Source organism: Streptomyces sp. WI03-4A, from assembly GCF_033792105.1.
GTDB classification, from domain to species: Bacteria; Actinomycetota; Actinomycetes; order Streptomycetales; family Streptomycetaceae; genus Streptomyces; species Streptomyces collinus_A.
Genome location: NZ_JARAUO010000028.1, coordinates 23,001 through 47,650, shown reverse-complemented (window position 1 = coordinate 47,650; position 24,650 = coordinate 23,001). Strand labels below are relative to the sequence as shown.

The window sequence follows — 24,650 nt, the reverse complement described above, 5'->3', positions numbered from 1 at the left end:
TGGACTCGGCCGTGCTGTGCGCGGGCGTCGCCCCGCCGGTGCCGGTGCGGCCGCTCGGCCTGATGCCGACGGTCCTCGGCTTCCGCCTCGGGGTCGGGCAGCCGCTGTCCACGATGACCGTCGTGCAGGCCGCCCCGGAGGCCGCCCGGTCCACCGCCCTCGCCCTGCGCCTGACCGGCAACCGGGTGGGCCGGGTCGCCGCGCCGGCCGCCGCCGGACCGCTCGCGGGAGGCCGGACGGCGGGCGGCGGGGCGCGGTCGCGCGGGTGGGCCGCGAGGGGCCGTCGTTGCGCCGCACGAGCGATATCTGACGGCGCGTCCGGCGTTGGTGCCGTGGGTCATGACGTATATGCGTGAGAGTCCCATCGAAAGGTCGATTTGTATGAAAATCGTCTAACTCGGAGGAGCTTGCATGGCCACGCTGACACTTCCGCGGACCTTCTCCCGCGCGGGCGCCACCGTCGTCCTCACCGCCCTCGCCGCGGCGGGCGCGTCGTGGGTGGCGGCAGCCCCCGCGGCGGCCCAGGGAGAGAACGGCGACATCAGGATCCACCGAGAGGGCGTGCCCTTCGGGGTCTCCAAGGACGACCCGGTGACCTGCAAGTTCTACCTGGACGCCGTCAACTTCGACATCCTGCCCACCATCGCCTACACCATCACCCCGCAGCCCCCGCTGCCCACCGCGGCCACCGTCACCGGCGGTATCCAGCTCGCCGGCGGCGCCGGGCACACCGACCCCCTGGGTCTCGCGGACGGCCAGTACAAGATCACCTGGATCGTCGGGGGCGCCCCCAAGGAGAAGGTCTTCCGGGTCCGCTGCCACGACGACAAGCAGGAGGGTCAGCACTCCCCGGGCGGCCAGGGCCAGATCGAGGACCACCAGCGGGACGACCAGCGCTCCGACACCGGCTGGGGCCAGAGCGGCGGCGGCGACCACAACGACGGGCCGAAGGGCGGCGTGCACGCGGGCGGCGGCGGCCTGGTCGACACCGCGGGCGCGTTCTCCCCGGTGGCCGCCGCCGCGGCCGTGGGGCTGGTCGCGGTCAGCGGTGCGGTGTACTTCCGGCTGATCCGCCGGCGGCCGCATGGCGCCGCGTAGGCGCGGACGCAGGCCGTGGCACCGGACCCGTGCCTATCGCCTCGCCAGGACGGCTCTGCTCGCTACCGTCCTGGTGACGGTGGGGGTCCGGTGCGACGGACACCACCGGTCGGCCCCCGCCGTCCAGGCGGGCGACCCGGCCGCCGGCCCCGACTCCGCCCACGGCGACGGAGGGAGCGGGAGCCGGGAGGAGTCCGGTCCGGCCGGCCCGACGCCCCGGCCCACGCCCCCGCCCCGCCCGCTGCCCCGGTCCCGCCCGACGTCCCTGCGCGTCCCCTCCCTCGGGATCGACGCCCCGGTCACCGGGCTCCAGCTCGACGGGAACCGGCAGTTGGAGACCCCACCGCTCGACAAGCCCAAGCTGGTCGGCTGGTACGAGGGCGGCGCCACACCCGGCGAGACGGGCACCGCCATCGCCGTCGGCCACCGCGACACCGCGACCGGCCCCGCGGTCTTCTCCGCGCTCGCCCTGATCAAGCCCGGCAAGCAGATCGAGACCCGGCGCGCGGACGGCCGTACCGCCGTCTACACCGTGGACCGCGTGAAGGTCTTCGACAAGACCGGCTTCCCCGACAAGGAGGTCTACGGTCCCTCCCGGCGGCCGGAGCTGCGCGTGCTCACCTGCGGCGGCCTGTTCACCCGGCGCACCGGCTACACCAGCAACGTGGTGGTCTTCGCCCATCTGACCGCCACGAAGTGAGCGCGCCGCGCGAACGGCGGCGGCCGGGCCGGGGTCCGGCGCCCCCGAATGCCGCCGTCCGTTTCGGCCGCTGCCAGGCGCTCCGGTCATGGTGCCGCTGCCACTCTTCCCCGGCCGGGCACATTCCGTTAACTTCCGTGACCCGTGGGGCTCGTCGTCCGCCCGAGAGCGGTCGCGCAGGCGGAACGAGACGACGCGCCCCGGCCCCGTACGAACCCGCGCGGGGCCTTCGGACCCACGGAGCAGCGGCGCTCCGGACAGCCCCCGGGGGCGGCAAGATGACACGCGCCATATCTCTGCACGACGTGAGCAAGTCCTACGCGCGGGGCCCCCGCGTGGTCGAGAACCTCTCGCTGGACATCGCGCCCGGCGAGTTCCTGGTCCTGCTCGGCCCCTCCGGCTGCGGCAAGTCCACCGTGCTCCGCATGATCGCCGGCCTTGAGGACATCGACCAGGGCCGGCTCCTCCTGGACGGCGAGTACGCCAACGACTGGCAGCCCTCGGAGCGCGACATGGCGATGGTCTTCCAGAACTTCGCCCTCTACCCGAGCATGACCAGCCGCGACAACATCGGCTTCCCGCTGCGCATCGAGGCCCCCGGCGCCGACCCGCGCCCCCGCGTGGACGCGACCGCCCGCATGCTCGGTATCGAGGACCTGCTCGACCGCTTCCCCGGACAGCTCTCCGGCGGCGAACGCCAGCGCGTCGCCATGGGCCGGGCCATCGCCCGCCACCCGTCCGCGTTCCTGATGGACGAGCCGCTGTCCAACCTCGACGCCAAGCTGCGCAACCACCTGCGCGCGGAGATCTCCCAGCTCACCCGCGAGCTGGGCGTCACCACCGTGTACGTCACCCACGACCAGTCCGAGGCCATGTCGCTCGGCGACCGGGTCGCCGTCCTGCGCGGCGGCGTCCTGCAGCAGGTCGGCAACCCGCGCGAGGTCTACGCCCTGCCCCGCAACGTCTTCGTCGCAGCCTTCATCGGCACCCCGCGCATCAACCTGCTGCGCGGCCTGGTGCGTGCCCCGCTGGACGGCGCCATGACCATCAGCCTGGGCAAGCAGTTCCTGCGGCTGCCCGAACCCCTCTCCCTGGATCACCAGTTGCTCCGGGTGCAGCAGGGACGCGAGGCGATCGTCGGACTGCGCTCGGAGGCGGTGCGCATCGCCAAGCACAGTGCGGCCCGGCCCGGCGAGGTGCCGCTCACCGGGCTGGTGGAGCACGTCGAGTTCCAGGGGCACGAGACCCTGGTCCACTTCGACACCGGCTCCCGCCCGGCCGTCGTGCCCGAACTGGAGGCCCCGCGCCCGGCCGCCCGGCCGGCCCGGCGGCGCCGCCGGGAGGCGCCCGGCGTGCTGGACCGGCTGCGCGAGCGGGCCGGCGCCCTGCGGGCGGGCCCGGTGGTGGTGCTGGACCACCCGGCGGACACGGAGGCCGAGCCCGCGCCCCCGGAGGGGCGGCTCCCCGGTGACCTGGTGGTGCGCACCACCCCCGACATCCGGCTCCAACACGGCATGCAGGTCCCGCTCCTGGTCGACCTCGCCCACCTGTTCGTCTTCGACCAGCACGGCGATCGCATCTGCCCGTCGCCGGCGCGGCTGCCCGACCTGGAGGAGTGAGTCGGGCACGGTGATCCGCCGCCGTCGACGCGCGGTGGTCCACCGCCGTCGGTCTCCTGGGAGGTCTGGTGGCAGGTGTCCCTGGCGCGCGAAAACTATCGCCGCTAGTTTGTTGCCGGACGACGGAGACCCGCCAGGAGGAAGCACCATGAAGGCACACGACGGCCTGTACATCGACGGCGCCTGGCGCCCGGCGGCGAGCCGGAACGTGATCGAGGTGGTGAACCCGGCCGACGAGCAGGTCGTCGCCCGGGTCCCGGCCGGTGACGCCGGCGACGTCGACACCGCCGTACGCGCCGCGCGCGCCGCGCTCCCGGGCTGGGCCGCCACACCCCCGGCCGAGCGGGCCGCCCGCCTGGCCGCCCTGCGCGACGTCCTGGTGGCCCGCAAGGACGAGATCGCCGAGACGGTCACCCTGGAACTGGGCTCCCCGCCGCAGTTCTCCCAGACTGTGCATGCCGGGGTGCCCATCGCGGTCGCGGGTTCCTACGCCGAACTGGCCGCCACCCACCCCTTCGAGGAGAAGGTCGGCAACTCCACCGTCCTGCACGAGCCGATCGGCGTGGTAGGCGCGATCACCCCCTGGAACTACCCGCTCCACCAGATCGTCGCCAAGGTCGCCCCCGCGCTCGCCGCGGGCTGCACCATCGTCCTCAAGCCCGCCGAGGACACCCCGCTCACCGCCCAGCTCTTCGCCGAGGCGGTGCACGAGGCGGGCGTACCGGCCGGTGTGTTCAACCTCGTCACCGGCCTCGGCCCGGTCGCCGGCCAGGCCCTCGCCGAGCACCCGGACGTGGACCTCGTCTCCTTCACCGGCTCCACGGCGGTCGGCCGCCGCATCGGCGCGCTGGCCGGCGGCGCCGTCAAGAAGGTGGCGCTGGAACTGGGCGGCAAGTCCGCCAACGTCATCCTGCCGAGCGCCGACCTCGCCAAGGCCGTGAACGTCGGCGTGGCCAACGTGATGTCCAACTCCGGGCAGACGTGCAGCGCCTGGACCCGGATGCTGGTCCACCGCGACCAGTACGACGAGGCGGTCGCGCTGGCCGCGGCCGCCGCGGCCCGCTACGGCGACCGCATCGGCCCGGTGGTCAGCGCCCGCCAGCGCGACCGGGTGCGCGGATACATCGAGAAGGGCGTCGCCGAGGGCGCCCGGCTGGTCGCGGGCGGACCCGAGTCGCCGCGCGAGACCGGCTGGTTCGTCAGCCCCACGGTCTTCGCGGACGTCACCGCCGACATGACCGTCGCCCAGGAGGAGATCTTCGGCCCGGTCCTGACCATCCTGCGCTACGAGGACGAGGAGGACGCCCTGCGCATCGCCAACGGCACGGTGTACGGTCTCGCGGGCGCCGTCTGGGCCGGCGACGAGGCCGAGGCGGTCGCCTTCGCCCGCCGCATGGACACCGGACAGGTGGACATCAACGGCGGCCGGTTCAACCCGCTCGCCCCCTTCGGCGGCTACAAGCAGTCCGGGGTCGGGCGGGAACTCGGCGGCCACGGACTCGCCGAGTACCTCCAGACCAAGTCCCTCCAGTTCTAGTCCCTCCAGCTCCGAGGAAGCCCCGAGCCATGACCGTACGAGCCGCTGTCCTGCCCGCCGTCGGCGCCCCCCTGGAGATCACCGAGATCGACCTGCCGGAGCCCGGCCCCGGACAGGTCCGGGTCCGCCTCGCCGCCGCCGGCGTCTGCCACTCCGACCTGTCCCTGTCCAACGGCACCATGCGGGTGCCCGTCCCGGCGGTCCTCGGCCACGAGGGCGCGGGGACGGTCGTGTCCGTGGGGGAGGGCGTCACCCACCTGGCCCCGGGTGCTCCCGTCGTCCTCAACTGGGCCCCCGCCTGCGGCGACTGCCACGCCTGCGCGCTCGGCGAGGTCTGGCTGTGCGCCAACGCGCTGAACGGCGCGGCGGGCGTCCACGCCCGCACCGCCGACGGCACCGAACTGCACCCCGGCCTGAACGTCGCCGCGTTCGCCGAGGAGACCGTGGTCGCGGCCTCCTGCGTGCTGCCGCTCCCGGACGGCGTCCCGCTGACCGACGCCGCCCTGCTCGGCTGCGCCGTCCTGACGGGGTACGGCGCCGTCCACCACGCGGCGCGGGTCCGCCGGGGCGAGACGGTGGCCGTCTTCGGCGCCGGCGGGGTCGGCCTCGCCACCCTGCAGTCGGCACGCATCGCGGGCGCCTCCCGGATCATCGCCGTCGACGTCTCCCCGGCCAAGGAGGAACTGGCCCGCGCGGCCGGCGCCACCGACTTCGTCCTCGCCTCCGACACCACCGCCCGCGAGATCCGCGCCCTCACCGGCAAGCAGGGCGCCGACGTCGCCATCGAGTGCGTGGGCCGCGCGGCCACCATCCGCGCCGCCTGGGACTCCACCCGCCGGGGCGGCCGGACGACCGTCGTCGGCATCGGCGGCAAGGACCAGGAGGTCACCTTCAACGCCCTGGAGATCTTCCACTGGGGCCGCACCCTGTCCGGCTGCGTGTACGGCAACACCGACCCGGCGCGCGACCTGCCGGTGCTCGCCGAGCACGTACGGGAGGGCCGGCTCGACCTCTCGGCCCTGGTCACCGAACGCATCGGGCTTGACGGCATCCCGGCCGCCTTCGAGAACATGCTCGCCGGCAAGGGCGGCCGGGCGCTGGTCGTCTTCTGAGGCTCAGGACACCCGCTCAGGACACCTTCTCGGGTCGCGGCTCCCCGGCCGCGACCCGGGTCGTCCGGCCGGCGCGCGCCCGGGAGCGCGACACCGCCACACCCGCCAGGCACAGCACACCGCCCGCCAGCGTGAGCACCCCGGGCACCTCGCCGAGCGCCAGCCACGACATCAGCACCACCAGCGCGGGCACCGCGTACGTCGTCGCGCCCATCCGGCTCGCGGTGGTGCGGGCCAGGGCGTAGGCCCAGGTGGTGAAGGCCAGCGCGGTCGGGAAGACACCCAGGTAGACCATGTTCAGGGTGGCCGACACGGGCGCGTGGGCGGCCTGGTGGACGAGCTGCCCGGCGAACGGCAGGCAGGCCACCGTACCGACCAGGCAGCCGAACGTCGTCACCTGCAGCGCGCTCGCCCCGCCCAGGGCGGGCTTCTGCGCGACGACACCGGAGGCGTACGCCACCGCCGCGAGCAGGCACAGCGCCACACCGAGCAGCGAGGACCCGCCGCCGCCCGACATCGACAGACCCACGGTCACCGCGCCCGCGAACGACACGGCCATCCCCGCCAGCAGCCTCGGCGGCATCGGGTCCCCGAGCAGCCGGGCGCCCAGCAGGGCGATCAGCAGCGGGCCCACGTTCACCACCAGCGCCGCGGTCCCCGCGTCCACCTGCTGCTCGCCCCAGTTCAGCACGACCATGTAGAAGCCGAACCAGAGCAGCCCGGAGAGCAGGATCCCGCGCCAGGCGGCTCTGGGCGGCAGCCCCTCCCGGCGTACGGCCCAGATGACCCCCAGGGCCACCGAGCCCGAAGCCAGCCGGCCGAGCGCCAGCGCGCCGGGCGAGTAGGCGTCCCCGGCGCTCCGGATCGACACGAAGGCGGAGGCCCACAGCACGACGGTCACGGCCGCCGCGCAGGTGGGGAGTATGTGGGGACGGTTCCGGAGGACGTTCATCATGCTCCTGAGGCTAAGCAGTCCCGCGGGCGGGGACCGGCGGGAATCGGACGGGGGTGTAAGCGGGCGGGGATCGGACGGCGCTTGGCCCGGCGGGGCCGGGACGGCGGCGGGAGTCGGCGGGATACGGACGGGGCGTGGGTCGGCGGGGACCGGCGGGACCCGGACAGGGCGGGAACCGGCAGGGACCGGCGGGGACCGGCGAGGACCGGCGGGGGCCGGCGAGGTCGGACGGGGAGTAGGGGGGCAGAGGTCGGCGGAAACGGGCGGGGTCCGACGGGGAGTGGGGGCGGCAGAGATCGGCGGGGACCGGCGCGAGCGTACGGTGGCAGGGACCGGCGGGATCGGACGGGGTGCAGGGCGGCGGGGACCGGCGGGGTCGGACGGGGCGGGGACCGGCGGGGTCGGACGGGGAGTAGGGGCGGCGGAGATCGGCGGGGTCGGACCGGTACGGGCGGGGCGCAGGGCGGCGAGGACCGGCGCGGGCGGACTGCGGCGGCCGACTGCGGCGGAGCCGGTCGCGCTCAGCGCAGCGCGGCCGGCTCGATGCCGAGCAGCTCGGACAGGGCCCGCTCGCCGGCGGGGGTCACCTTCACGGCCCGCGCGGAGCCGACGCGCACGCACCAGCGCGCGTCCAGCGCGTGCCGGCACAGCGCCGCCCCGGCCGCCCCGGCGAGGTGCGGCCGCCGCTCGGTCCAGTCCAGGCACGCCCGGGCCGGCGGGCGCCGGCCGGAGAGGTCCAGGGGGATGCCCGCCGCGCCGAACCACTCGATCCCCGCGTCCGTGAGCGCGAACCCCGTGTCCTGGCGCAGCAGCCCGCGCCCGGTGAGCGCGTCCGTGACCGCGATGCCCAGCCGCCCCGCGAGATGGTCGTAGCAGGTACGGCCACGGGCCATCGCCGAGCCGGCGCTCGACTCCCGCAGGCCGCGCACCGGGCGTGCCGCGGCCGCCGCGGCCGTCGGCGGCACCTGTGCGGCGAGGTCCTCGACGAGCTGGGCCATCCCCGCCCCGGCCAGCCGCACATACCGGTGGCGGCCCTGCCGCTCCTCGGTGAGCAGGCCCCCCGAGACCAGCTTGCCCAGGTGCTCGCTGACGGTGGAGGCGGCGACCCCGGCGTGCCGGGCCAGCTCCCCGGCGGTCCAGGCCCGTCCGTCGAGCAGCGCCAGCAGGCAGGTGGCCCGGGTCTCGTCGGCGACCAGCGCGGCGAACGCGGCGAGGGCGGCGGCCCGGGAGTCCTTGGTCATGCGTCCAGCATGGGCCACCGACGCTTCGGCGACGGCCGAATTGTTTGCGCCCGCTTCCCGCACCCTCCGCGCCCGCTTCCCGCACCCGCCCCGTACGTTCCCCCTCGGCCGCCGCACCGGCACTACACGCTCTGCCGCACCTGCTCGTACTGCTGCGCCAGACCGTCCAGCAACGCCGTCAGACCGGTCTCGAAGGCCCGCTCGTCGATCTTCTCCTGCTGGTCCGCGAGCAGGTGCGCCTGCCCGAGGTGCGGGTAGTCGGCGGGGTCGTAGGCGCTCGCGTCGTCCACGAAGCCCCCGGCGAAGGAGCCGAGCGCGGAGCCCATGATGAAGTAGCGCATGAGCGCCCCGATGGACGTGGCCTGCGCCGGCGGCCAGCCCGCGTCGACCATCGCGCCGTACACCGCGTCGGCCAGCCGCAGCGCCGCGGGGCGGCGGCCGGGTCCGCGGGCCAGGACCGGGACGATGTTCGGATGGGCGCGCAGCGCCGCCCGGTAGGACACCGCCCAGTCGTGCAGCGCGGTCCGCCAGTCCCGGCCGTCCTCGAACATCGACAGGTCGACCAGACCGCTCACCGAGTCGGCGACCACCTCGAGGATCTCGTCCTTGGTGCGGAAGTGGTTGTAGAGCGAGGGTCCGCTCACCCCGAGTCGGGCGGCGAGCCGCCGGGTGGAGACGGCCGCCAGGCCCTCCGTGTCCACGAGTTCCCGGGCCGTCTCGACGATCCGGTCGGTGCTGAGGAGGGGCTTGCGCGGTCGGGCCATGGCGCACATAGTAGGGCTGCAACTGGAAACTAGCAGTGCTAATTTAAATGTATGGCTTTCAAGATCCGTCTGGTGTGGGGTGATCTCGTGGTGAACCTGGGGCTCAGCGAGGAGCAGGCCGCCGTGCGGCGGCTCGCCCGGGACTTCGTGGAGCGCGAGATCGCCCCGCACGTCGTGGCCTGGGACCGGGCCGAGGAGGTCGACCGGGGCATCGTCAAGAAGCTCGGCGGCGTCGGCTTCCTCGGGCTCACCGTCGACGAGGAGTACGGCGGCTCGGGCGGCGACCACCTCGCCTACTGCCTGGTCACCGAGGAGCTGGGGCGCGGCGACTCCTCGGTCCGCGGGATCGTCTCGGTGTCCCTGGGCCTGGTGGCCAAGTCGATCGCGGCCTGGGGGAGCGAGGAGCAGAAGCGGCGCTGGCTGCCGGGGCTGACCGCGGGCGACTACGTGGGCTGCTTCGGCCTGACCGAGCCGGGCACCGGCTCCGACGCGGGCAGCCTCGCCACGCGTGCCGTGCGCGACGGCGGCGACTACGTCGTCAACGGCTCCAAGATGTTCATCACCAACGGCACCTGGGCCGACGTCGTCCTGCTCTTCGCCCGTTCCACCGACGCCCCCGGCCACAAGGGCGTCTCCGCCTTCCTGGTGCCCACCGACACCCCCGGGCTGACCCGCCGCACGGTCCACGGCAAGCTCGGCCTGCGCGGCCAGGCCACCGCCGAGCTGGTGTTCGAGGACGTCCGCGTGCCCGCCACCGCGATGCTCGGCGAGGAGGGCAAGGGCTTCTCCGTCGCGATGTCCGCGCTGGCCAAGGGGCGGATGTCGGTCGCCGCCGGCTGCGTCGGCATCGCCCAGGCGGCCCTGGACGCGGCGGTCGGCTACGCCGGGGAGCGCGAGCAGTTCGGCAGGTCCATCGCCCACCACCAGCTCGTGCAGGAGCTGATCAGCGACATGGCCGTGGACGTGGACGCGGCCCGGCTGCTCACCTGGCGGGTGGCCGACCTGGTCGACCGGGGCGAGCCGTTCGCCGTCGAGTCCTCCAAGGCCAAGCTGTTCGCCTCCGAGGCCGCCGTCCGGGCCGCGAACAACGCCATCCAGGTGTTCGGCGGCTACGGCTACATCGACGAGTACCCGGTCGGCAAACTGCTGCGCGACGCCCGCGTGATGACCCTCTACGAGGGCACCAGCCAGATCCAGAAGCTGCTCATCGGACGGGCGCTCACCGGGGTCTCCGCCTTCTGAGTACGCGCCCTGAGTATCCCGGCGGATGTGGCGCGGGCCGCATCCGCCGACGATCGACGTCATGAGTGACACACCGGTCAAGCAGCAGAACACGGCCGCCTTCTACGGCCAGGCCGTCGCCTCCTTCTCGGTCGCCATGGCGGCCACCGCCGTCGGCATCCTCCGCCTCGACGCCGACGCCTGGGTCCGGGCCTTCCTGGCCATCGCCGTCCTGTACCTCGTCACCTCCGCCTTCACCCTCGCCAAGGTGATCCGGGACCGCCAGGAGGCGGGGCGGATCGTCAGCCGCGTCGACCAGGCCCGGCTGGAGAAGCTGCTCGCCGAGCACGACCCGTTCGAGAAGCTGTGAAAAGCTCCGAGCAGCCACGCTAAGCGCCCGCTCACCGTCGGCGGTATGGTGGTGCTCCTGTCACCGAGAGGGGCGAGCGAGCGATGAGTACGGCGGAGGAGACGACCGGCGGCGAGGTCGAGCCGTGGGAACAGGTCACCCCTGACGCGGCCCGGCGACTGCTGGTCGCCGCCGTGGAGGCCTTCGCCGAGCGCGGCTACCACGCGACGACGACCCGCGACATCGCGGGCCGGGCCGGCATGAGCCCGGCGGCGCTCTACATCCACTACAAGACCAAGGAAGAGCTGCTCCACCGGATCAGCCGCATCGGCCACGACAAGGCGCTGGACATCCTGCGCACGGCGGCCCGGCGCGAGGGTACCGCGGCCGAGCGGCTCGCCGACGCGGTCAGCTCCTTCGTGCGGTGGCACGCCGGACGGCGCACCACCGCGCGGGTCGTGCAGTACGAGCTCGACGCGCTCGGCCCCGAGGCCCGCGCCGAGATCGTCGCGCTGCGTCGGCAGGTGGACGCCGAGGTGCGCGGCATCATCGAGGACGGCGTGGCCTCAGGCGAGTTCCAGGTGCCGGACGTACAGGGCACCACGCTCGCGGTGCTGTCGCTCTGCATCGACGTGGCCCGCTGGTTCACCGTGAACGGGCCGCGCACCCCCGAGCAGGTCGGCGCGCTCTACGCCGACCTCGTGCTGCGGATGGTGGGCGCCGGCCGGCCCGCCCCCGGCCCGGAGGCGGACGCGCCCGGGACTCAGAGGTAGTACCGGGCCACCGACTCCGCGACGCACACCGGCTTGTCGCCGCCCTCGCGCTCCACGGTGAAGGCCACGGCCACCTGCACACCGCCCGGCACGTCCTCGACCCCGGTGATGGTCGCCGTGGCACGCAGCCGGGAGCCGACGGGGACGGGCGCGGGGAAGCGGACCTTGTTGGTGCCGTAGTTGACGCCCATCTTCACGCCCTCGACGCTGATCAGCTGCGGCCCGAACAGCGGCAGCAGCGAGAGGGTCAGGTAGCCGTGGGCGATGGTGGTCCCGAACGGCCCGGCGGCGGCCTTCTCCGGGTCCACGTGGATCCACTGGTGGTCCCCGGTGGCCTCGGCGAACAGGTCGATCCGCTTCTGGTCGACCTCCACCCAGTCCGTGTGGCCCAGCTGCTCGCCCACGGCGGCCCGCAGCTCGTCGGGGGAGGTGAAAGTCCTCGGTTCTGCCATGTTCCCGGCCTCTCGCTCGCATGTCTAAGCAACTGCTTAGCATGCTCGGGTCGGCGGCCCCTGTCAACGGACCACGACCGGACCGGCCGGTAGGCTCCGCCGGGTGCCCCAGATCCCCGAGCAGATCCACGAGCTGACCGTGGGCCAGTTGTCCGCGCGCAGCGGCGCCGCCGTCTCCGCCCTGCACTTCTACGAGTCCAAGGGGCTGATCAGCAGCCGCCGCACCGCGGGCAACCAGCGCCGCTACACCCGGGACACCCTGCGCCGCGTCGCCTTCGTGCGCGCCGCCCAGCGCGTCGGCATCCCGCTGGCCACGATCCGCGAGGCCCTCGCGCGGCTCCCGGAGGAGCGCACCCCCACCCGCGCGGACTGGGCGCGCCTGTCCGAGGCGTGGCGCTCGGAGCTGGACGAACGGATCAGGCAGCTCAACCGGCTCCGGGACCACCTCACCGACTGCATCGGCTGCGGCTGCCTGTCCCTGGACGGCTGTGTGCTGTCCAACCCGGACGACGTGTTCGGCGAGCGGCGGACCGGATCGAGGCTGATGCCCGGCTAGCCGCGGCTAACGCCCTGTCCCCGGGCCGGTGTTGTCCCGCAGGGCCAGTGCCGCGGTCACCAACTCGGCGTTGGACGAGGCCCGTTTCCCGTCCGGCAGGAACAGCGTGTCCTCCAGACCGATCCGGGTGGCCAGGCCGAGCCGTGCCGCCAGCCGCAGCACCGGCCAGGTGCCGCCCTCCTCGCCGTGCAGCAGGACGGGGCGGCCGAAGGCGTCGCCGATGCCGGCCAGCAGGGCCCGCGCCGAGTCCTCGGCCGTCGCCGGGTCCGGGTCGGTCACCTCGGCCAGCACCCGCAGCACGCTCGGCCCGAGCGGGGAGGCCGCGAACCGGGCCGCGCCGTCCGTGCCGGACCAGATGCCCGCCTCCACGCCGACGCCCATGGTGAGGAACCGGTCGGCCACGTCCTCGGCGCCGGGCTCGTGCCAGTTGACCGAGACGAAGTCCGGCAGCACCGACCAGCAGGACACCCGCGCCAGTCGCGCCGCCGGGTCGGGGGCGGCCCAGGCGCCCGTGGTGACCCCGAGCGGCACCCTCACCCGCTGCCGCAGGACGTCGATGGTCTCCTCGACCACACGCGGGGAGAGACTGTCCCGTCCGCACGGCGTCTTCGGGTGGACATGGACCTCCGTGGCACCGGCCGCCACGGCCTCGGCCGCGGACCGCGCCAACTCCCCCGGGGACAGCGGCACCGCCGCTCCGTCGGCACCCGAGCGGCGCCCGTTCAGACACACCTGCACCATGGTCCGATGGTGCCAGGGGCCACTGACAGCACCACCGCGCCCGTGCGCGTCGCCCCGGGCACATCAGGGGGTGCGGCATCCCCGGCGCACCCCCCGTGCATCCCCGCCGAACGGTCCGGCCCTTCGGTCAGGCCGACATCAGCAGCCGCCCGTGCCTGGCGTACGCCAGCGCCTGGGGCGTGAGCACGGGCCGGGGCACGAGGATCCCGCAGTCCGCGCAGACCGGTCCTGAGGAGGGTTCGTGGTCCAGGCCGTATCTCCACACGAGGCGTTCACCGCCGCACACCGGGCAGGCGGCCCCCGGATCGCGGTTCAGCGCGGCGATGATCCGGCGCAGCACCTCCGCCAGCGGCTCGTCCGGGTGCACCCGCGGGTCGTCGCACCAGGCGACCCCGAACCCGCCCCAGGTCAGCCGGTGCCAGTCGTCCACGCTGCCCGGCCGGCGCAGCCCGTCGTGCTTCTCCTTCTTGCGGCGCTCGGCGAACTCGGCCTCGTAGCCGAGCCATACCGCCCGCGCCTCCTCCAGCTCCTCCAGTGCGGCCACGAGCCGCGCCGGGTCGGGGGACCGGTCCTCCGGGCCGAAACCGGCCCGCGAGCAGAGATGGTCCCAGGTCGCGCGATGCCCGTAAGGAGCGAACCGCTCCAGGCACTTGCGCAGTGAGTAGCGCCGCAGCGCCAGATCACATCGCGGATCTCGCACCTGTCTCGCGAGACTTCGGAATCCGGCCATCGCCCTGCACCTCCGTCACACCTGCGTCCGCACTTCGGTCACTTCGTCGTCGCCGTACGGGTTCCGCGCGACATCGCCGAGTAGACGTGTCGACACACGATTCGGCTCCATCCGTTTTCCGATGCCCTCCCATAAGGCGCCCCGGGTTGACCGCCCGGCACCGGCCCAACGACTCCGAAAGTTGACGCATGTTCATCTTCAATCCCGGGGATACCGGCGGTAACGTCCGGCCCACCCCCGTTCGGGAGGAGTCGCCATGCCACGGCGCACCCCACGCAACGCGCTGTTCGACACACTGAGAACTCCCCGCAAGCTCGCCGGGTTCCTGAAGACGGCGTCCGTATGCGTTCTGATCGCCGGTCTGCTCTCCCCGCTCACCCAGGCAGCCGCCGCCGAAACCGCCGCCACCTCGAACGACTACTGCGGCGGCCAGTGCTCGGACATCCTGCCGCCCGGTGAGAACGGCAACGCCACGCTTGCCCAGATTCTGCTCAACCAGGCATTCGGCACCCAGCCCTCGCACGCCGAGGACCAGCTCGGCCCCTACGCCAACCTGGCGACCGGCTACTCCGGTCTCACCGACGCCAAGATCAACACGTTCTTCAACGACGCCTCCTTCGGGGTGCCTTCGGACCAGGTCGCCTCCACCGAGAAGCCCGCCGGCCGCGGCGACGTGACGATCGTCCGCGACAAGAAGGCGGGTGTGCCGCACATCACGGGCACCACTCGCTACGGCACCGAGTTCGGCGCCGGGTACGCGGCCGCCGAGGACCGGCTGTGGCTGATGGACGTCTTCCGGCACGTGGGCCGCGGCCGGCTCACCGGCTTCGCGGGCGGCGCCGCCGCCAACCAGGGCCTGGAGCAGCAGTTCTATCGCAACGCGCCGTACACCGAGGCCGACCTCCAGGCGCAGATCGACGGCGCCGTCGCCCGCAACGGCGCACGCGGGCAGCAGGCCCTCGCCGACGTCAACGCCTACCTCGACGGCGTCAACGCCTACATCGACGCCTCCGACAGCGGGCGCTACTTCCCCGGCGAGTACGTCCTGACCGGTCACAAGGACTCGATCACCAACGCCGGCACCATCGACCACTTCAAGGTCACCGACATGGTGGCGCTGGCCTCCGTCATCGGCTCCCTGTTCGGCTCCGGCGGCGGCGGGGAGGTCGACAACGCCCTGTCGCTGCTGGCCGCCCAGTCCAAGTACGGTGTGGAACAGGGCACCGCGGTCTGGGAGTCCTTCCGCGAGCGCAACGACGCCGAGGCCGCCCTCACCGTGCACGACGGCCGCAGCTTCCCCTACGCCACCAAGCCCGCCGACCCCAAGGGCGAGGCGCTGCCCGACGCCGGCTCCGTCACCCAGGAACCGCTCGTCTACGACCGCACCGGCAGCGCCGCCACCGCGAGCGCGAAGAGCACCTCGGCGGCCGCGGCGAAGACCACCCTGGGCTCCGCCCGGCGCGGCATGTCCAACGCCCTCGTGGTCAGCGGCAAGTACACCGCGAGCGGCCACCCGATCGCCGTCTTCGGGCCGCAGACCGGCTACTTCGCCCCGCAGCTGCTCATGCTCCAGGAGATCCAGGGCCCGGGCATCAGCGCCCGCGGCGCCTCCTTCGCCGGCCTGAGCATGTACGTGGAACTGGGCCGCGGGCAGGACTACTCCTGGAGCGCCACCACCTCGGGACAGGACATCATCGACACCTACGCGGTCGAACTGTGCCAGGACGACTACCACTACCTGTTCCACGGCACCTGCACCGCGATGGACAAGGTCGAGCAGAAGAACGCCTGGAAGCCGACCGTGGCCGACGGCACGGCCGCCGGGTCGTACACGATGCGCGTGTGGCGCACGAGGTACGGCCCGGTGCAGTACCGCGCCACCGTCGGCGGCAAGAAGGTCGCCTACACCTCCCTGCGCTCCTCCTACCTGCACGAGGCCGACTCGATCATCGGCTTCCAGATGCTGAACGACCCCGACTACGTCAAGAGCCCGCAGGACTTCCAGAGCGCGGCCCAGCACATCAACTACACCTTCAACTGGTTCTACGCCGACTCCCAGCACACCGCGTACGACAACAGCGGCGACAACCCGGTCCGGGCGGCCGGCGTCGACGCCGAGTTCCCCGTCTGGGCCCAGCCGGCGTACGAGTGGCAGAGCTGGGACCCGGCCACCAACACGGCCGCCTACACCCCGGCCTCCGCCCACCCCAACTCCGTCGACCAGGACTACTACATCTCCTGGAACAACAAGCAGGCCAAGGACTACACGACCGCGTCCTGGGGCGACGGGTCCGTGCACCGCGGCAACCTGCTCGACGACCGGGTGCGCCGGCTGGTCGCGGCCGGCGGGGTGACCCGCGCGAAGCTCACCCAGGCCATGGCCGACGCCGCCCTCGCCGACCTGCGCGCCGAGGACGTGCTGCCGAAGCTGCTCAAGGTGATCAACTCCTCCCCGGTGACCGACACCGCGGCCGCCGCGGCGGTGAGCAGACTCCAGGCGTGGGTCGCCGCGGGCGCGAGGCGCACCGAGACCGCGGCCGGTTCCAAGCAGTACGCCGACGCCGACGCGATCCGCATCCTGGACGCCTGGTGGCCGCTGCTGGTGAAGGCGGAGTTCGAACCCGGGCTCGGCAGCGACCTGTACACCGCGTTCGCCGCCGACCTGCCCGTGGACGAGGCCCCGTCGGCCGGTCACGGCCCGACCGGGTCGCACGCCGGGAGCTCCTTCCAGTACGGCTGGTGGAGCTATGTCGACAAGGACATCCGGGCCGTGCTCGGCGAGCCGGTGCAGGGCGGTCTGGCGCAGAAGTACTGCGGCGGGGGCAGCCTCACCGCCTGCCGGGACGCCCTGATCAGCACCCTGAAGCAGGCGGCGGGACTGACCGCGGCCCAGGTCTACCCGGGCGACGACCAGTGCTCGGCCGGTGACCAGTGGTGCGCGGACTCGATCGCCCAGCGCACCCTGGGCGGCATCAAGCACGGCCGGATCAGCTGGCAGAACCGGCCGACCTTCCAGCAGGTGGTGGAGTACACCTCGCACCGGTGAGGTGACGCGGGCGGCGGGTCAGCGGATGCGGCCCGCCGCCAGTACCAGCCGGGCCAGCTCCGGGTGCAGGATGTCGCTGTGCGCCCCGGCCGGCCCGCCGCCGCGGCACACGACCGCGGCCGCGTCGACGTTCACGCAGCCCGACGCGGGCAGCGGGCCGCGCAGGGCCGCCGCGAGGTCGTGGACGGCGGTGCCCGGCACCGCCTGGACCCCGTCGTGGCCCATGGCACCCCACCGGGCTCCCAGCGCCCGGCCGAGGTCGAACCCGGCGACCGACCGGTCGTCGCCCGACATCCGGGAGGCCAGCGGGTAGAAGGTGCCCAGGGCCCCGTCGAAGCGCGAGTGACAGCACACCAGGGGACCGTCGATCCGCTTCTGCCGGTCGGCCAGCGCGCCCTCCGTGTCCGCCGCGCCGGGCAGCCGGGCGGCGAACGCGTAGTGCGAGAAGGCCCCTTGAAGCAGCGTCACGGACTTCACCGTGCGCACACCGCCGGGCAGCCCGCGCAGCGCGAACGACACCAGCCGCCCGCCGAAGCTGTGCCCGACCAGGTGCACCCGCACGCCGGGGGCCGCGGCGGCCAGCCGGCCGACGAACGGCCCGAGCCCGCGCTCGCCCACGGTCCCGGCCCGCTTCTTCATCGTGTAGTACGTCGCCTGCCGCAGCAGCTCCTTGGCGCCGTCCCACGGGTTGGGCAGCGTGAACCCGGCCGGCTCCCGCGGCGCGCCGAGGCCCGCCAGGGCCCCGGCGAACTCGGCGCAGGCGGCGCCCGCGTCCCCGCCGAACACCAGTGGCTCGCCCTCGTCGCCGGACGTGTCGGCCGCCGCGGCCGTCCGCGGGGAGTCGGTCAGCAGCCGGACCAGCCGCCCGAACTCCGCCGGTCCCTCGTCGCCCGCCGGCTGCTCGTCCAGCATCCGGGCCAACTGGTCGAGCACGGTGGTCCGGCCGGGGAAGACGTCCAGCAGCGCCCGCCGGGTGTCCTTGTCCAGGGCGGGACCGGGCACCGCCTGCGCCGCGGCGGCCGCCGCCGAGCGGGGGAAGTCGGGGATCGGCTCGTCGCAGAACCGCATCGACGGCCAGATCACCCCCACGTACCCGATCCGCGCGTCGGGGGCGAGCCCCGGGACCGGCGCGAAGAAGGCCCGGTACAGCGCCGTGGCGCCCGAGCGGTCGTTGTTCCAGCCGTGCGCGAAGACGATCAGGTCACGGACGCCGTGGTCCGTGACCTGCGACAGCAGCCGGTCGCGTTCGGGACCGTCCACGTCCCCGTCGGCGTCGAAGGTCAGCTCCCAGTAGGGAGTCACGCTCATCCCCGGATCCGCCATGCCAGGCTCCCTCGTCCCCCCGAAACGATGCGATGTGCGCGTATCGTCCTGCGACGGGGCAGAGTTGGCCATACCGTGCGGGTCACTTGTAGAGCAGGTATCCCTCCCGGACCCGGCGGAACGCCGCGAGCTCCGTCTGCCAGGCGCCGGTCACCTCGTCCACACCGGCCCCCGCGTCGATCATCGTGCGCACCCGGCCGGAGCCGGTGAGCTTGTCGATCCAGTCGTCCGGGCGCCAGGCGAAGCCGTCCCAGACCTTCCGGGCGGTCACCAGCAGCGCGATCCCGGTGCGCACGGGGTCGTAGGCGGCGCGGTCGTGCACGTGGATCTGCACACCGCCGACGGTCTTGCCCTGGAACTTGGAGAAGGTGGGCGCGAAGTACGCCTCCCGGAACCGCACGCCCGGCAGCCCCAGTTCACCGGCCGCGGCGGCCCAACGCCCGTCGATGCCCTCGGCGCCGAGCAGTTCGAAGGGCCGGGTGGTGCCGCGCCCCTCGGAGAGGTTGGTCCCCTCGAACATGCAGGTGCCCGAGTAGACCAGCGCGGTGTCCGGCGTCGGCATGTTCGGGCTCGGCGGCACCCAGGGCAGGCCGGAGGCGTCGTAGAACGCGTCGCGCTTCCAGCCGGTCATCCGTACGGTCTCCAGCGGGACGGGCGTGGTCAGGAACTCCCCGTTGAACAGCCGGGCCAGCTCGGCGACCGTCATGCCGTGCGCCTGCGAGATCGGCTGCCGGCCGACGAACGTGGCGAACTCCTTGTGCAGCACCGGCCCCTCGGCCGCCCGGCCGGTCACCGGGTTCGGGCGGTCCAGCACGACGAACCGCTTGCCCGCGAGCGCGGCCGCCTCCATGCAGTCGTAGAGCGTCCAGATGTACGTGTAGAAGCGGGCGCCCACGTCCTGGATGTCGAAGACGACCGTGTCGACGCCGGACGCGGTGAACACGTCGGCGAGCGGCCGGCCGCTCTTGAGGTACGTGTCGTAGACCGGCAGGCCGGTCGCCGGGTCGTCGTAGCGGCCCTCGGAGCCACCCGCCTGGGCGGTGCCGCGGAAGCCGTGCTCCGGGCCGAACACCGCGGTCAGCCGGACGCGGGGGTCCTGGTGCATGACGTCGACGATGTGCCGGGCGTCCCGGGTGACGCCGGTGGGGTTGGTGACGACGCCGACGCGCCGGCCGCCGAGCGCGGCGTACCCGTCGGCCGCGAGTCTCTCGAACCCGGTGCGCAGGGGTGCGCGGTGCCGGGGGCCGGCGCGGTGGGGGGAGAGGACGGGAACGGCCGCCATCGAGGCCGAGGCCGCCAGCGTGGCCGAGGCGAGTAGGTTCCGTCGGGACAGGCGCATGGGGTTGCCTCCGTCGTGGGGAACGTGCGGGACGTCGGTGCCGGGTCGCGCTCGCGCGGCGCCGCCGGGGGAACGTGGTGGCACCGTGCCCTTTGAGGTTGGGACAGTTCCCCTTCCCTCACACATACCGACCGGTTAGTCTGGTCGTCGCCGAGCCCAGTCGTGCCGTGTCGAAGGAGACCGATGGTGGAAGCCGTGCAGGATGCGGGAGTGGTGGTCACCGGAGCCGGCGGGGGGATCGGGGCCGCGCTGGCCCGCCGGTTCGCCGCGGCCGGCGCCCGTGTCGTCGTGAACGACCTGGACGCCGAGAAGGCCAAGGCCGTCGCGGCGGAGATCGGCGGCACCGCCGTCCCCGGAGACGCCTCCGCGATCGTCGCCGACGCCCGTGACGCGCTCGGCGGCACCGTGGACGTCTACTGCGCCAACGCGGGCGTCGCCTTCGAGGACGCGGGCGCCGGGGAACCGCTCGACGAGCGCTCCTGGGCCCTGTCCTGGGACGTCAACGTGATGGCCCACGTCCGCGCCGCCCACGCGCTGCTGCCCGCGTGGCTGGAGCGCGGGAGCGGCCGGTTCGTCTCGACCGTCTCCGCCGCCGGGCTCCTCACCATGATCGGCGCCCCCTCCTACGCCGTCACCAAGCACGGCGCGCTGGCCTTCGCCGAATGGCTCTCCCTCACCTACCGCCACCGCGGCGTACGGGTCCACGCCGTCTGCCCCCAGGGCGTGCGCACCGACATGCTGGCCGCCACCGGCAGCGCCGGCGACCTGGTGCTCCGGCCCAGCGCGATCGAGCCGGACGACGTGGCCGAAGCCCTCTTCCGGGGCATCGAGGAGGACCGCTTCCTGATCCTGCCGCACCCCGAGGTCGCCGAGTACTACCAGGCGCGGGCCGCCGACACCGGCCGGTGGCTGGCCGGCATGAACCACCTCCAGCGCAAGTGGGAGGCCGGCCGGTGACCGCCTCCCCCTACGCGGCCCGCCCCTGGCTGGCCCTGCTCACCGACGCCCAGCGCGCCCCGGTCACCCCCGCCGACTCCCTCGTGCACGCCCTGCGCGAGGCGGTCGCCGAGGCCCCCGACCGCGCCTTCCTCGCCTACTTCGACGCCCGCCTCTCCTACCGCGAGACGGACGCCCTGACCGACTCGCTGGCCGCCCACCTCGCCGAGCGCGGTGTGCGGCGCGGCGACCGGGTCGCCGTCCTGCTGCAGAACTCCCCGCACTTCGTGCTGGCCGTGCTCGGCGCCTGGAAGGCGGGCGCGACCGTCGTGCCCGTCAACCCCATGTACAAGTCGGCCGAGGTCGCCCACGTGCTGCGGGACGCCGAGGTGACCGCCCTGGTCTGCTCCGACCGGGCCTGGGAGTCGTACCTGCGCGACACGGCGGCCGGCTCGCCGGTGCGGATCGTGCTCACCGCGTGCGAACGCGACTTCCAGACCCGGGACGACGCGCGCGTGCTCGCCTTCGAGCGGCTGCCCCGGCCGGCCGACACCGACGACCTCGCGGCCGTCGCCCGGCAGGGCGGGAGGGCGCCAGCGGACCGCGCCCCCCGCCCCGGCGACATCGCCCTGATCAGCTACACCTCGGGCACCAGCGGCACCCCCAAGGGCGCCACCAACACGCACGCCAACATCATGCACAACGCCGAGCGCCAGCGAACGGGGCTCGGCCTGCCCGACGCGCCCGTCTACTACGCCCTCGCACCCCTGTTCCACATCACCGGCATGGTGTGCCAGTTCGGCGCCTGTCTGGCCGGCGTGGGCACCCTGGTGCTGACGTACCGCTTCGAGCCCGGCGTCGTCCTGGAGGCGTTCGCCGAGCACCGGCCGCACTACACCGTCGGCCCGTCCACCGCCTTCATGGCGCTGGCCGCCCACCCGGCCGTCACCCGCGCGCACTTCGCCTCCTTCGTCAACATCTCCTCGGGCGGCGCCCCCGTGCCCCCGGCCCTGGTGGAACGGTTCCGCGAGCGCTTCGGGCCCTACATCCGGGTCGGCTACGGCCTCACCGAGTGCACCGCGCCCTGCGCCTCCGTCCCGCCCGGCCTGGAGGCACCCGTCGACCCGGGCTCGGGGACGCTGTCCGTCGGCCTGCCCGGCGCCGACACCCTGGTGCGCGTCCTGGACGACCGGGGCGAGGAGGTACCCCTCGGCGAACCCGGCGAGATCGTCGTGCGCGGGCCCCAGGTGGTGCCCGGCTACTGGCGGCGGCCCGACGCCACCGCCGAGACCTTCCCGGACGGCGAGCTGCGCACCGGCGACATAGGGTTCATGGACCCGCAGGGCTGGCTCTACGTCGTGGACCGCAAGAAGGACATGATCAACGCGTCCGGCTTCAAGGTGTGGCCCCGCGAGGTCGAGGACGTCCTCTACACCCATCCGGCGGTACGCGAGGCGGCCGTGGTCGGCGTCCCCGACGGCTACCGCGGGGAGACCGTACGCGCCTACATCAGCCTGCGCCCGGACAGCGACACGGACCCGGATGAACTGGCGGCGTACTGCAAGGAGAGACTGGCCGCCTACAAATACCCCCGCCAGGTGGAGATCCTGCCCGACCTGCCGAAGACGGCAAGTGGGAAGATCCTCCGGCGGGAACTGCGCTCCCGCGCGCGGGACAGCGCCGACGACAGTCAGTAGACACGACGGAAAGGCAGGTGGCGGCAGTGCCCAGGACGACGGACGGAGACGGGACCCCCGTTCCGCAGCGGCTGCTGGACGCCGCCACCCGCCTCTTCGCCGAGCAGGGATACGACCGCACCTCGGTGCAGGAGATCGTGGAGGCGGCCGGCGTCACCAAGGGGGCGCTCTACCACTACTTCGGCTCCAAGGACGACCTGCTGCACGAGGTGTACGCACGCGTGCTGCGCGTCCAGCAGGAGCGGCTCGACGCGTTCGCGGGCGCCGACGAGCCGGTCGAGAAGCGGCTCAGGGCCGCGGCGGCGGACGTCGTGGTCACGACGATCGAGAACCTCGACGACGCGATGATCTTCTTCCGCTCCATGCACCAGCTCAGCCCGGAGAAGAACAAGCAGGTGCGCGCGGAGCGCCGGCGCTACCACGAACGCTTCCGCGCGCTGATCGAGGAGGGCCAGCGCGAGGGCGTCTTCTCCACGGCGACCCCGGCCGACCTGGTCGTGGACTACCACTTCGGCTCGGTCCACCACCTGTCGACCTGGTACCGCCCCGGCGGCCCCCTCACCCCCCAGCAGGTCGCCGACCACCTGGCCGACCTGCTGCTGCGGGCGCTGAGGCCGTAGCAGGGGTCCCGGCCGCGGCGCTAGCCGATGATCTCCTTGAAGAACATCACGCCGGTGACGGCCGCGCCGCAGCCCATGCTCACCGCGACCGGCCACGCGTTGCCCGCCAGCGCCGCCAGGACGGCGGCGCCGACGCCGGCCAGCGCCGCCAGCAGGAAGACCAGGGCGGCCCGCTGAGTGAGGAGCGGCCCGTCCCGTTCGGGCCGCGTGCGGTCGGACCGGTGCACCCCGGCCTCCTCAGCCGATGCCGTGGGCCGCGGCGCCCACCGACTCCCGCGGCCGCACCCGCACGCCGTCGCGGTCCGAGAGCAGCCACGGGTCCTGCGCGGGACGGACGAGCGTGAAGTCGACCCGGCCGTCCGCGAGCACCCGGACCCCGTGCACCGCCGGCTCGGGCAGGCTGTTGTAGTGGAACGGCGTCGAGAAGTAGTAGGCGCCGGTGTCCGGGACGACGATCAGGTCGCCGGGGTGCAGCGGGGGCAGCGCGCGGTCACGGGCCAGCAGGTCGCCGGCGAAGCACGCGGGGCCCGCGACGTCCTGGCGCACCGCGCGGCCCGCCTTGGCCGTGCCGTCGCCGGCGTGCGCCTCGATCCGCAGCGGCCAGGCGTCGGGCCCGAACACGGTCCGGGTGGCCACCTGCACGCCCGCGTGGGTGACGGCGATCGGGCGGCCCCCGGCCGTCTTGGTGTACTCGACGTACGCCGCCATGAAGCCGTTCTTGGCGAGCAGCGAGCGGCCGAACTCGGTGACCACCTCGTACCGGCCCGCGAACAGGCCGGGGGCGTGGGCGCGCAGCTGCCCGACGTACTCCGCGAACGTGGGCGTGAACGCGTCGTCGGCGAAGTTGACCGGCAGCCCGCCGCCGATGTCGATGCCCGCGACCCGGCCGGGCCCGAAGGCCGCCACGACCTCGTCGGCGAAATCCACCGCCTGCGCCACCCCGCGGGCCATGAGGTCGAGCGGGCAGCCCTGGGACCCGGTGTGCGTGTGCACCCAGGACAGCCAGGGGTGTTCGGCGAACGCCCGCAGCAGCCGCTCCCGGTTGCCCGGGTCGCCCAGCGGGACACCGAACTTCGAGGTGCTGGTGGCCGTGCTCATCGCGGCGATGGCGCCACCGCCGACCTGGCAGTTGAGCCGCACGCCGATCCGTGACGCCGAGGGGCGGTGCGCCAGGATCTCCGCGATCCGCTCCAGCTCCTGGAAGTTGTCCGCGTTGACGGACACCCCGAGGGCCAGGGCCCGCTCCAGCTCCGTCCGGGTCTTGGCCGGGGCGTCGAACACGATCCGTTCGGCGGGGAAGCCGGCGGCCAGCGCCCGGGCCAGCTCGCCCGCGGTCGCCACCTCGCAGCCCATGCCGAGCCCGGCCAGCTCCGCGAGCACGGGCACCAGGCAGTTCGCCTTGGCGGCGAACGTGTGCAGCACACCCGGCAGTTCGGGCGGACCGGGGAAGGAGTCCCGCAGGTCTCCGACCGTGACCTCGACCCCGTCCAGGTCGACGAAGGCGGCCAGCAGGGCCCGCTCCGGGTCGAGCAGTCCTTGCCGTACGGCCTCCTGGAGGATGCGTTCACGCCGTGCGGCGGCGGGGTTCACAGCGGTCATGGTGAGCCTTCCGGGGTCGTGGTCGCCGCCCGGGGAACCGCTCCCCGGACACCTCCCCAGACTTCCCGCCGCACCCGCCGCCCGTCTTCGTCGGTTCGGCAGAGACACCCCGGCCGCGACGGTGGAGGGGCCGTACCGCCCCACGACCCGGGCCGCCCGTTGTGCGCGCCCACGAGGACGGCGCCCTTCCGTGGTGCGGACGGACGAAGGGGCGGGCGGGGGGCTAAGTGGCGGACGAAGCG

The 24,650-nt window shown here is 73.8% G+C and carries 23 protein-coding genes and 1 pseudogene; 14 read left to right on the top strand and 10 right to left on the bottom strand.

Annotated features, from left to right (window positions below; all coding sequences use genetic code 11):
- Positions 1–5: 5 nt before the first annotated feature.
- The 6 genes and pseudogenes from PV343_RS25645 to PV343_RS25620 form a co-directional block, all read left to right on the top strand.
- A pseudogene (locus PV343_RS25645) lies at positions 6–356 on the top strand (MFS transporter); the annotation flags it as partial.
- Positions 357–411: 55 nt separating this feature from the next.
- A complete protein-coding gene (locus PV343_RS25640) occupies positions 412–1,098 on the top strand; it encodes a hypothetical protein (protein ID WP_319149315.1) in 687 nt (228 codons plus the stop codon).
- Positions 1,085–1,798 carry a class F sortase gene (locus PV343_RS25635; protein ID WP_319149314.1) on the top strand — a complete coding sequence of 238 codons (714 nt, stop codon included), beginning with the start codon at positions 1,085–1,087 and terminating at the stop codon, positions 1,796–1,798. Before PV343_RS25640 ends, PV343_RS25635 begins: the two co-directional genes overlap by 14 nt.
- Before the next feature lie 278 nt (positions 1,799–2,076).
- Entirely contained in the window at positions 2,077–3,417 is a 1,341-nt protein-coding gene (locus tag PV343_RS25630; RefSeq protein ID WP_319149312.1) for an ABC transporter ATP-binding protein, read from the top strand.
- A 148-nt stretch (positions 3,418–3,565) separates the two neighbouring features.
- Positions 3,566–4,954, top strand: a complete 1,389-nt coding sequence (locus tag PV343_RS25625; RefSeq protein ID WP_319149310.1) for an aldehyde dehydrogenase family protein — start codon at positions 3,566–3,568, stop codon at positions 4,952–4,954.
- Between the two features lie 29 nt (positions 4,955–4,983).
- Positions 4,984–6,066 (top strand): Zn-dependent alcohol dehydrogenase, encoded by a 1,083-nt coding sequence (locus tag PV343_RS25620; RefSeq protein WP_319149309.1) that lies wholly within the window; start codon positions 4,984–4,986, stop codon positions 6,064–6,066.
- Between the two features lie 16 nt (positions 6,067–6,082).
- On the opposite strand, the gene PV343_RS25615 is transcribed toward PV343_RS25620, so the two are convergent.
- From PV343_RS25615 to PV343_RS25605, 3 genes are all read right to left on the bottom strand, one after another.
- Complete coding sequence (locus tag PV343_RS25615; protein ID WP_387953392.1) at positions 6,083–7,018, bottom strand: DMT family transporter; 936 nt, start codon at positions 7,016–7,018, stop codon at positions 6,083–6,085.
- A gap of 524 nt (positions 7,019–7,542) precedes the next feature.
- Positions 7,543–8,262 (bottom strand): ArsR/SmtB family transcription factor, encoded by a 720-nt coding sequence (locus PV343_RS25610; protein ID WP_319149307.1) that lies wholly within the window; start codon positions 8,260–8,262, stop codon positions 7,543–7,545.
- A gap of 122 nt (positions 8,263–8,384) precedes the next feature.
- Complete coding sequence (locus tag PV343_RS25605; protein ID WP_319149306.1) at positions 8,385–9,026, bottom strand: TetR/AcrR family transcriptional regulator; 642 nt, start codon at positions 9,024–9,026, stop codon at positions 8,385–8,387.
- Positions 9,027–9,116: 90 nt separating this feature from the next.
- Between PV343_RS25605 and PV343_RS25600 the strand changes: the two genes are divergently transcribed.
- The 3 genes from PV343_RS25600 (at position 9,117) to PV343_RS25590 (ending at position 11,369) form a co-directional block, all read left to right on the top strand.
- Positions 9,117–10,268: an acyl-CoA dehydrogenase family protein gene (locus PV343_RS25600; protein ID WP_319149373.1), complete on the top strand. Its 1,152-nt coding sequence runs from the start codon at positions 9,117–9,119 to the stop codon at positions 10,266–10,268.
- 61 nt (positions 10,269–10,329) lie between these two features.
- Positions 10,330–10,617, top strand: coding sequence for a YiaA/YiaB family inner membrane protein (locus PV343_RS25595; protein ID WP_317442469.1), 288 nt, complete (start codon positions 10,330–10,332; stop codon positions 10,615–10,617).
- A gap of 83 nt (positions 10,618–10,700) precedes the next feature.
- Positions 10,701–11,369: a TetR/AcrR family transcriptional regulator gene (locus PV343_RS25590; protein ID WP_319149305.1), complete on the top strand. Its 669-nt coding sequence runs from the start codon at positions 10,701–10,703 to the stop codon at positions 11,367–11,369.
- On the opposite strand, the gene PV343_RS25585 is transcribed toward PV343_RS25590, so the two are convergent.
- Positions 11,360–11,821, bottom strand: coding sequence for a MaoC family dehydratase (locus PV343_RS25585; RefSeq protein ID WP_319149304.1), 462 nt, complete (start codon positions 11,819–11,821; stop codon positions 11,360–11,362). The genes PV343_RS25590 and PV343_RS25585 overlap by 10 nt on opposite strands.
- Before the next feature lie 103 nt (positions 11,822–11,924).
- Between PV343_RS25585 and soxR the strand changes: the two genes are divergently transcribed.
- On the top strand, positions 11,925–12,377 hold the full coding sequence (soxR, locus tag PV343_RS25580) for a redox-sensitive transcriptional activator SoxR (protein ID WP_319149303.1): 453 nt from the start codon (positions 11,925–11,927) through the stop codon (positions 12,375–12,377).
- 6 nt (positions 12,378–12,383) lie between these two features.
- On the opposite strand, the gene PV343_RS25575 is transcribed toward soxR, so the two are convergent.
- Together PV343_RS25575 and PV343_RS25570 are read right to left on the bottom strand one after the other, a co-directional pair.
- Positions 12,384–13,118: a 3-keto-5-aminohexanoate cleavage protein gene (locus PV343_RS25575; RefSeq protein ID WP_319149302.1), complete on the bottom strand. Its 735-nt coding sequence runs from the start codon at positions 13,116–13,118 to the stop codon at positions 12,384–12,386.
- A gap of 127 nt (positions 13,119–13,245) precedes the next feature.
- Positions 13,246–13,848 (bottom strand): hypothetical protein, encoded by a 603-nt coding sequence (locus PV343_RS25570; RefSeq protein WP_319149301.1) that lies wholly within the window; start codon positions 13,846–13,848, stop codon positions 13,246–13,248.
- A gap of 256 nt (positions 13,849–14,104) precedes the next feature.
- On the opposite strand from PV343_RS25570, the gene PV343_RS25565 reads away from it, so the two are divergent.
- Positions 14,105–16,894: a penicillin acylase family protein gene (locus PV343_RS25565; RefSeq protein ID WP_319149300.1), complete on the top strand. Its 2,790-nt coding sequence runs from the start codon at positions 14,105–14,107 to the stop codon at positions 16,892–16,894.
- Positions 16,895–16,912: 18 nt separating this feature from the next.
- Here PV343_RS25565 and PV343_RS25560 read toward each other — a convergent pair whose 3' ends face one another.
- Together PV343_RS25560 and PV343_RS25555 are read right to left on the bottom strand one after the other, a co-directional pair.
- On the bottom strand, positions 16,913–18,217 hold the full coding sequence (locus PV343_RS25560; protein ID WP_319149299.1) for a serine-threonine protein kinase: 1,305 nt from the start codon (positions 18,215–18,217) through the stop codon (positions 16,913–16,915).
- 82 nt (positions 18,218–18,299) lie between these two features.
- The gene (locus PV343_RS25555) at positions 18,300–19,556 is read right to left on the bottom strand and encodes a DUF1343 domain-containing protein (RefSeq protein WP_319149298.1); all 1,257 of its coding nucleotides are present in this window, start codon (positions 19,554–19,556) and stop codon (positions 18,300–18,302) included.
- Between the two features lie 183 nt (positions 19,557–19,739).
- Between PV343_RS25555 and PV343_RS25550 the strand changes: the two genes are divergently transcribed.
- Genes PV343_RS25550 through PV343_RS25540 form a run of 3 tightly spaced genes read left to right on the top strand, consistent with a single transcriptional unit; the run spans position 19,740 to position 22,809 of the window.
- Entirely contained in the window at positions 19,740–20,513 is a 774-nt protein-coding gene (locus tag PV343_RS25550) for an SDR family oxidoreductase (RefSeq protein WP_319149297.1), read from the top strand.
- Positions 20,510–22,189 (top strand): class I adenylate-forming enzyme family protein, encoded by a 1,680-nt coding sequence (locus PV343_RS25545; RefSeq protein WP_319149296.1) that lies wholly within the window; start codon positions 20,510–20,512, stop codon positions 22,187–22,189. The genes PV343_RS25550 and PV343_RS25545 overlap by 4 nt, the downstream gene beginning before the upstream one ends.
- A gap of 26 nt (positions 22,190–22,215) precedes the next feature.
- A complete protein-coding gene (locus PV343_RS25540) occupies positions 22,216–22,809 on the top strand; it encodes a TetR/AcrR family transcriptional regulator (RefSeq protein WP_319149295.1) in 594 nt (197 codons plus the stop codon).
- A 20-nt stretch (positions 22,810–22,829) separates the two neighbouring features.
- On the opposite strand, the gene PV343_RS25535 is transcribed toward PV343_RS25540, so the two are convergent.
- Together PV343_RS25535 and PV343_RS25530 are read right to left on the bottom strand one after the other, a co-directional pair.
- Complete coding sequence (locus PV343_RS25535) at positions 22,830–23,036, bottom strand: hypothetical protein (RefSeq protein ID WP_319149294.1); 207 nt, start codon at positions 23,034–23,036, stop codon at positions 22,830–22,832.
- Between the two features lie 10 nt (positions 23,037–23,046).
- On the bottom strand, positions 23,047–24,408 hold the full coding sequence (locus PV343_RS25530) for a diaminopimelate decarboxylase (RefSeq protein ID WP_319149293.1): 1,362 nt from the start codon (positions 24,406–24,408) through the stop codon (positions 23,047–23,049).
- Positions 24,409–24,650: the final 242 nt, after the last annotated feature.

Excerpts from the sequence above, each read along its gene's own strand:
- PV343_RS25560 (WP_319149299.1), bottom strand. The coding sequence starts at position 18,217 with ATGGCGGATCCGGGGATGAGCGTGACTCCCTACTGGGAGCTGACCTTC.
- PV343_RS25625 (WP_319149310.1), top strand. The coding sequence starts at position 3,566 with ATGAAGGCACACGACGGCCTGTACATCGACGGCGCCTGGCGCCCGGCG.
- PV343_RS25570 (WP_319149301.1), bottom strand. The coding sequence starts at position 13,848 with ATGGCCGGATTCCGAAGTCTCGCGAGACAGGTGCGAGATCCGCGATGT.
- PV343_RS25610 (WP_319149307.1), bottom strand. The coding sequence starts at position 8,262 with ATGACCAAGGACTCCCGGGCCGCCGCCCTCGCCGCGTTCGCCGCGCTG.
- PV343_RS25550 (WP_319149297.1), top strand. The coding sequence starts at position 19,740 with ATGGTGGAAGCCGTGCAGGATGCGGGAGTGGTGGTCACCGGAGCCGGC.
- PV343_RS25595 (WP_317442469.1), top strand. The coding sequence starts at position 10,330 with ATGAGTGACACACCGGTCAAGCAGCAGAACACGGCCGCCTTCTACGGC.
- PV343_RS25615 (WP_387953392.1), bottom strand. The coding sequence starts at position 7,018 with ATGAACGTCCTCCGGAACCGTCCCCACATACTCCCCACCTGCGCGGCG.
- PV343_RS25555 (WP_319149298.1), bottom strand. The coding sequence starts at position 19,556 with ATGCGCCTGTCCCGACGGAACCTACTCGCCTCGGCCACGCTGGCGGCC.
- PV343_RS25630 (WP_319149312.1), top strand. The coding sequence starts at position 2,077 with ATGACACGCGCCATATCTCTGCACGACGTGAGCAAGTCCTACGCGCGG.
- PV343_RS25585 (WP_319149304.1), bottom strand. The coding sequence starts at position 11,821 with ATGGCAGAACCGAGGACTTTCACCTCCCCCGACGAGCTGCGGGCCGCC.
- PV343_RS25620 (WP_319149309.1), top strand. The coding sequence starts at position 4,984 with ATGACCGTACGAGCCGCTGTCCTGCCCGCCGTCGGCGCCCCCCTGGAG.
- PV343_RS25635 (WP_319149314.1), top strand. The coding sequence starts at position 1,085 with ATGGCGCCGCGTAGGCGCGGACGCAGGCCGTGGCACCGGACCCGTGCC.
- PV343_RS25575 (WP_319149302.1), bottom strand. The coding sequence starts at position 13,118 with ATGGTGCAGGTGTGTCTGAACGGGCGCCGCTCGGGTGCCGACGGAGCG.
- PV343_RS25530 (WP_319149293.1), bottom strand. The coding sequence starts at position 24,408 with ATGACCGCTGTGAACCCCGCCGCCGCACGGCGTGAACGCATCCTCCAG.
- PV343_RS25605 (WP_319149306.1), bottom strand. The coding sequence starts at position 9,026 with ATGGCCCGACCGCGCAAGCCCCTCCTCAGCACCGACCGGATCGTCGAG.
- PV343_RS25590 (WP_319149305.1), top strand. The coding sequence starts at position 10,701 with ATGAGTACGGCGGAGGAGACGACCGGCGGCGAGGTCGAGCCGTGGGAA.
- PV343_RS25640 (WP_319149315.1), top strand. The coding sequence starts at position 412 with ATGGCCACGCTGACACTTCCGCGGACCTTCTCCCGCGCGGGCGCCACC.
- PV343_RS25565 (WP_319149300.1), top strand. The coding sequence starts at position 14,105 with ATGCCACGGCGCACCCCACGCAACGCGCTGTTCGACACACTGAGAACT.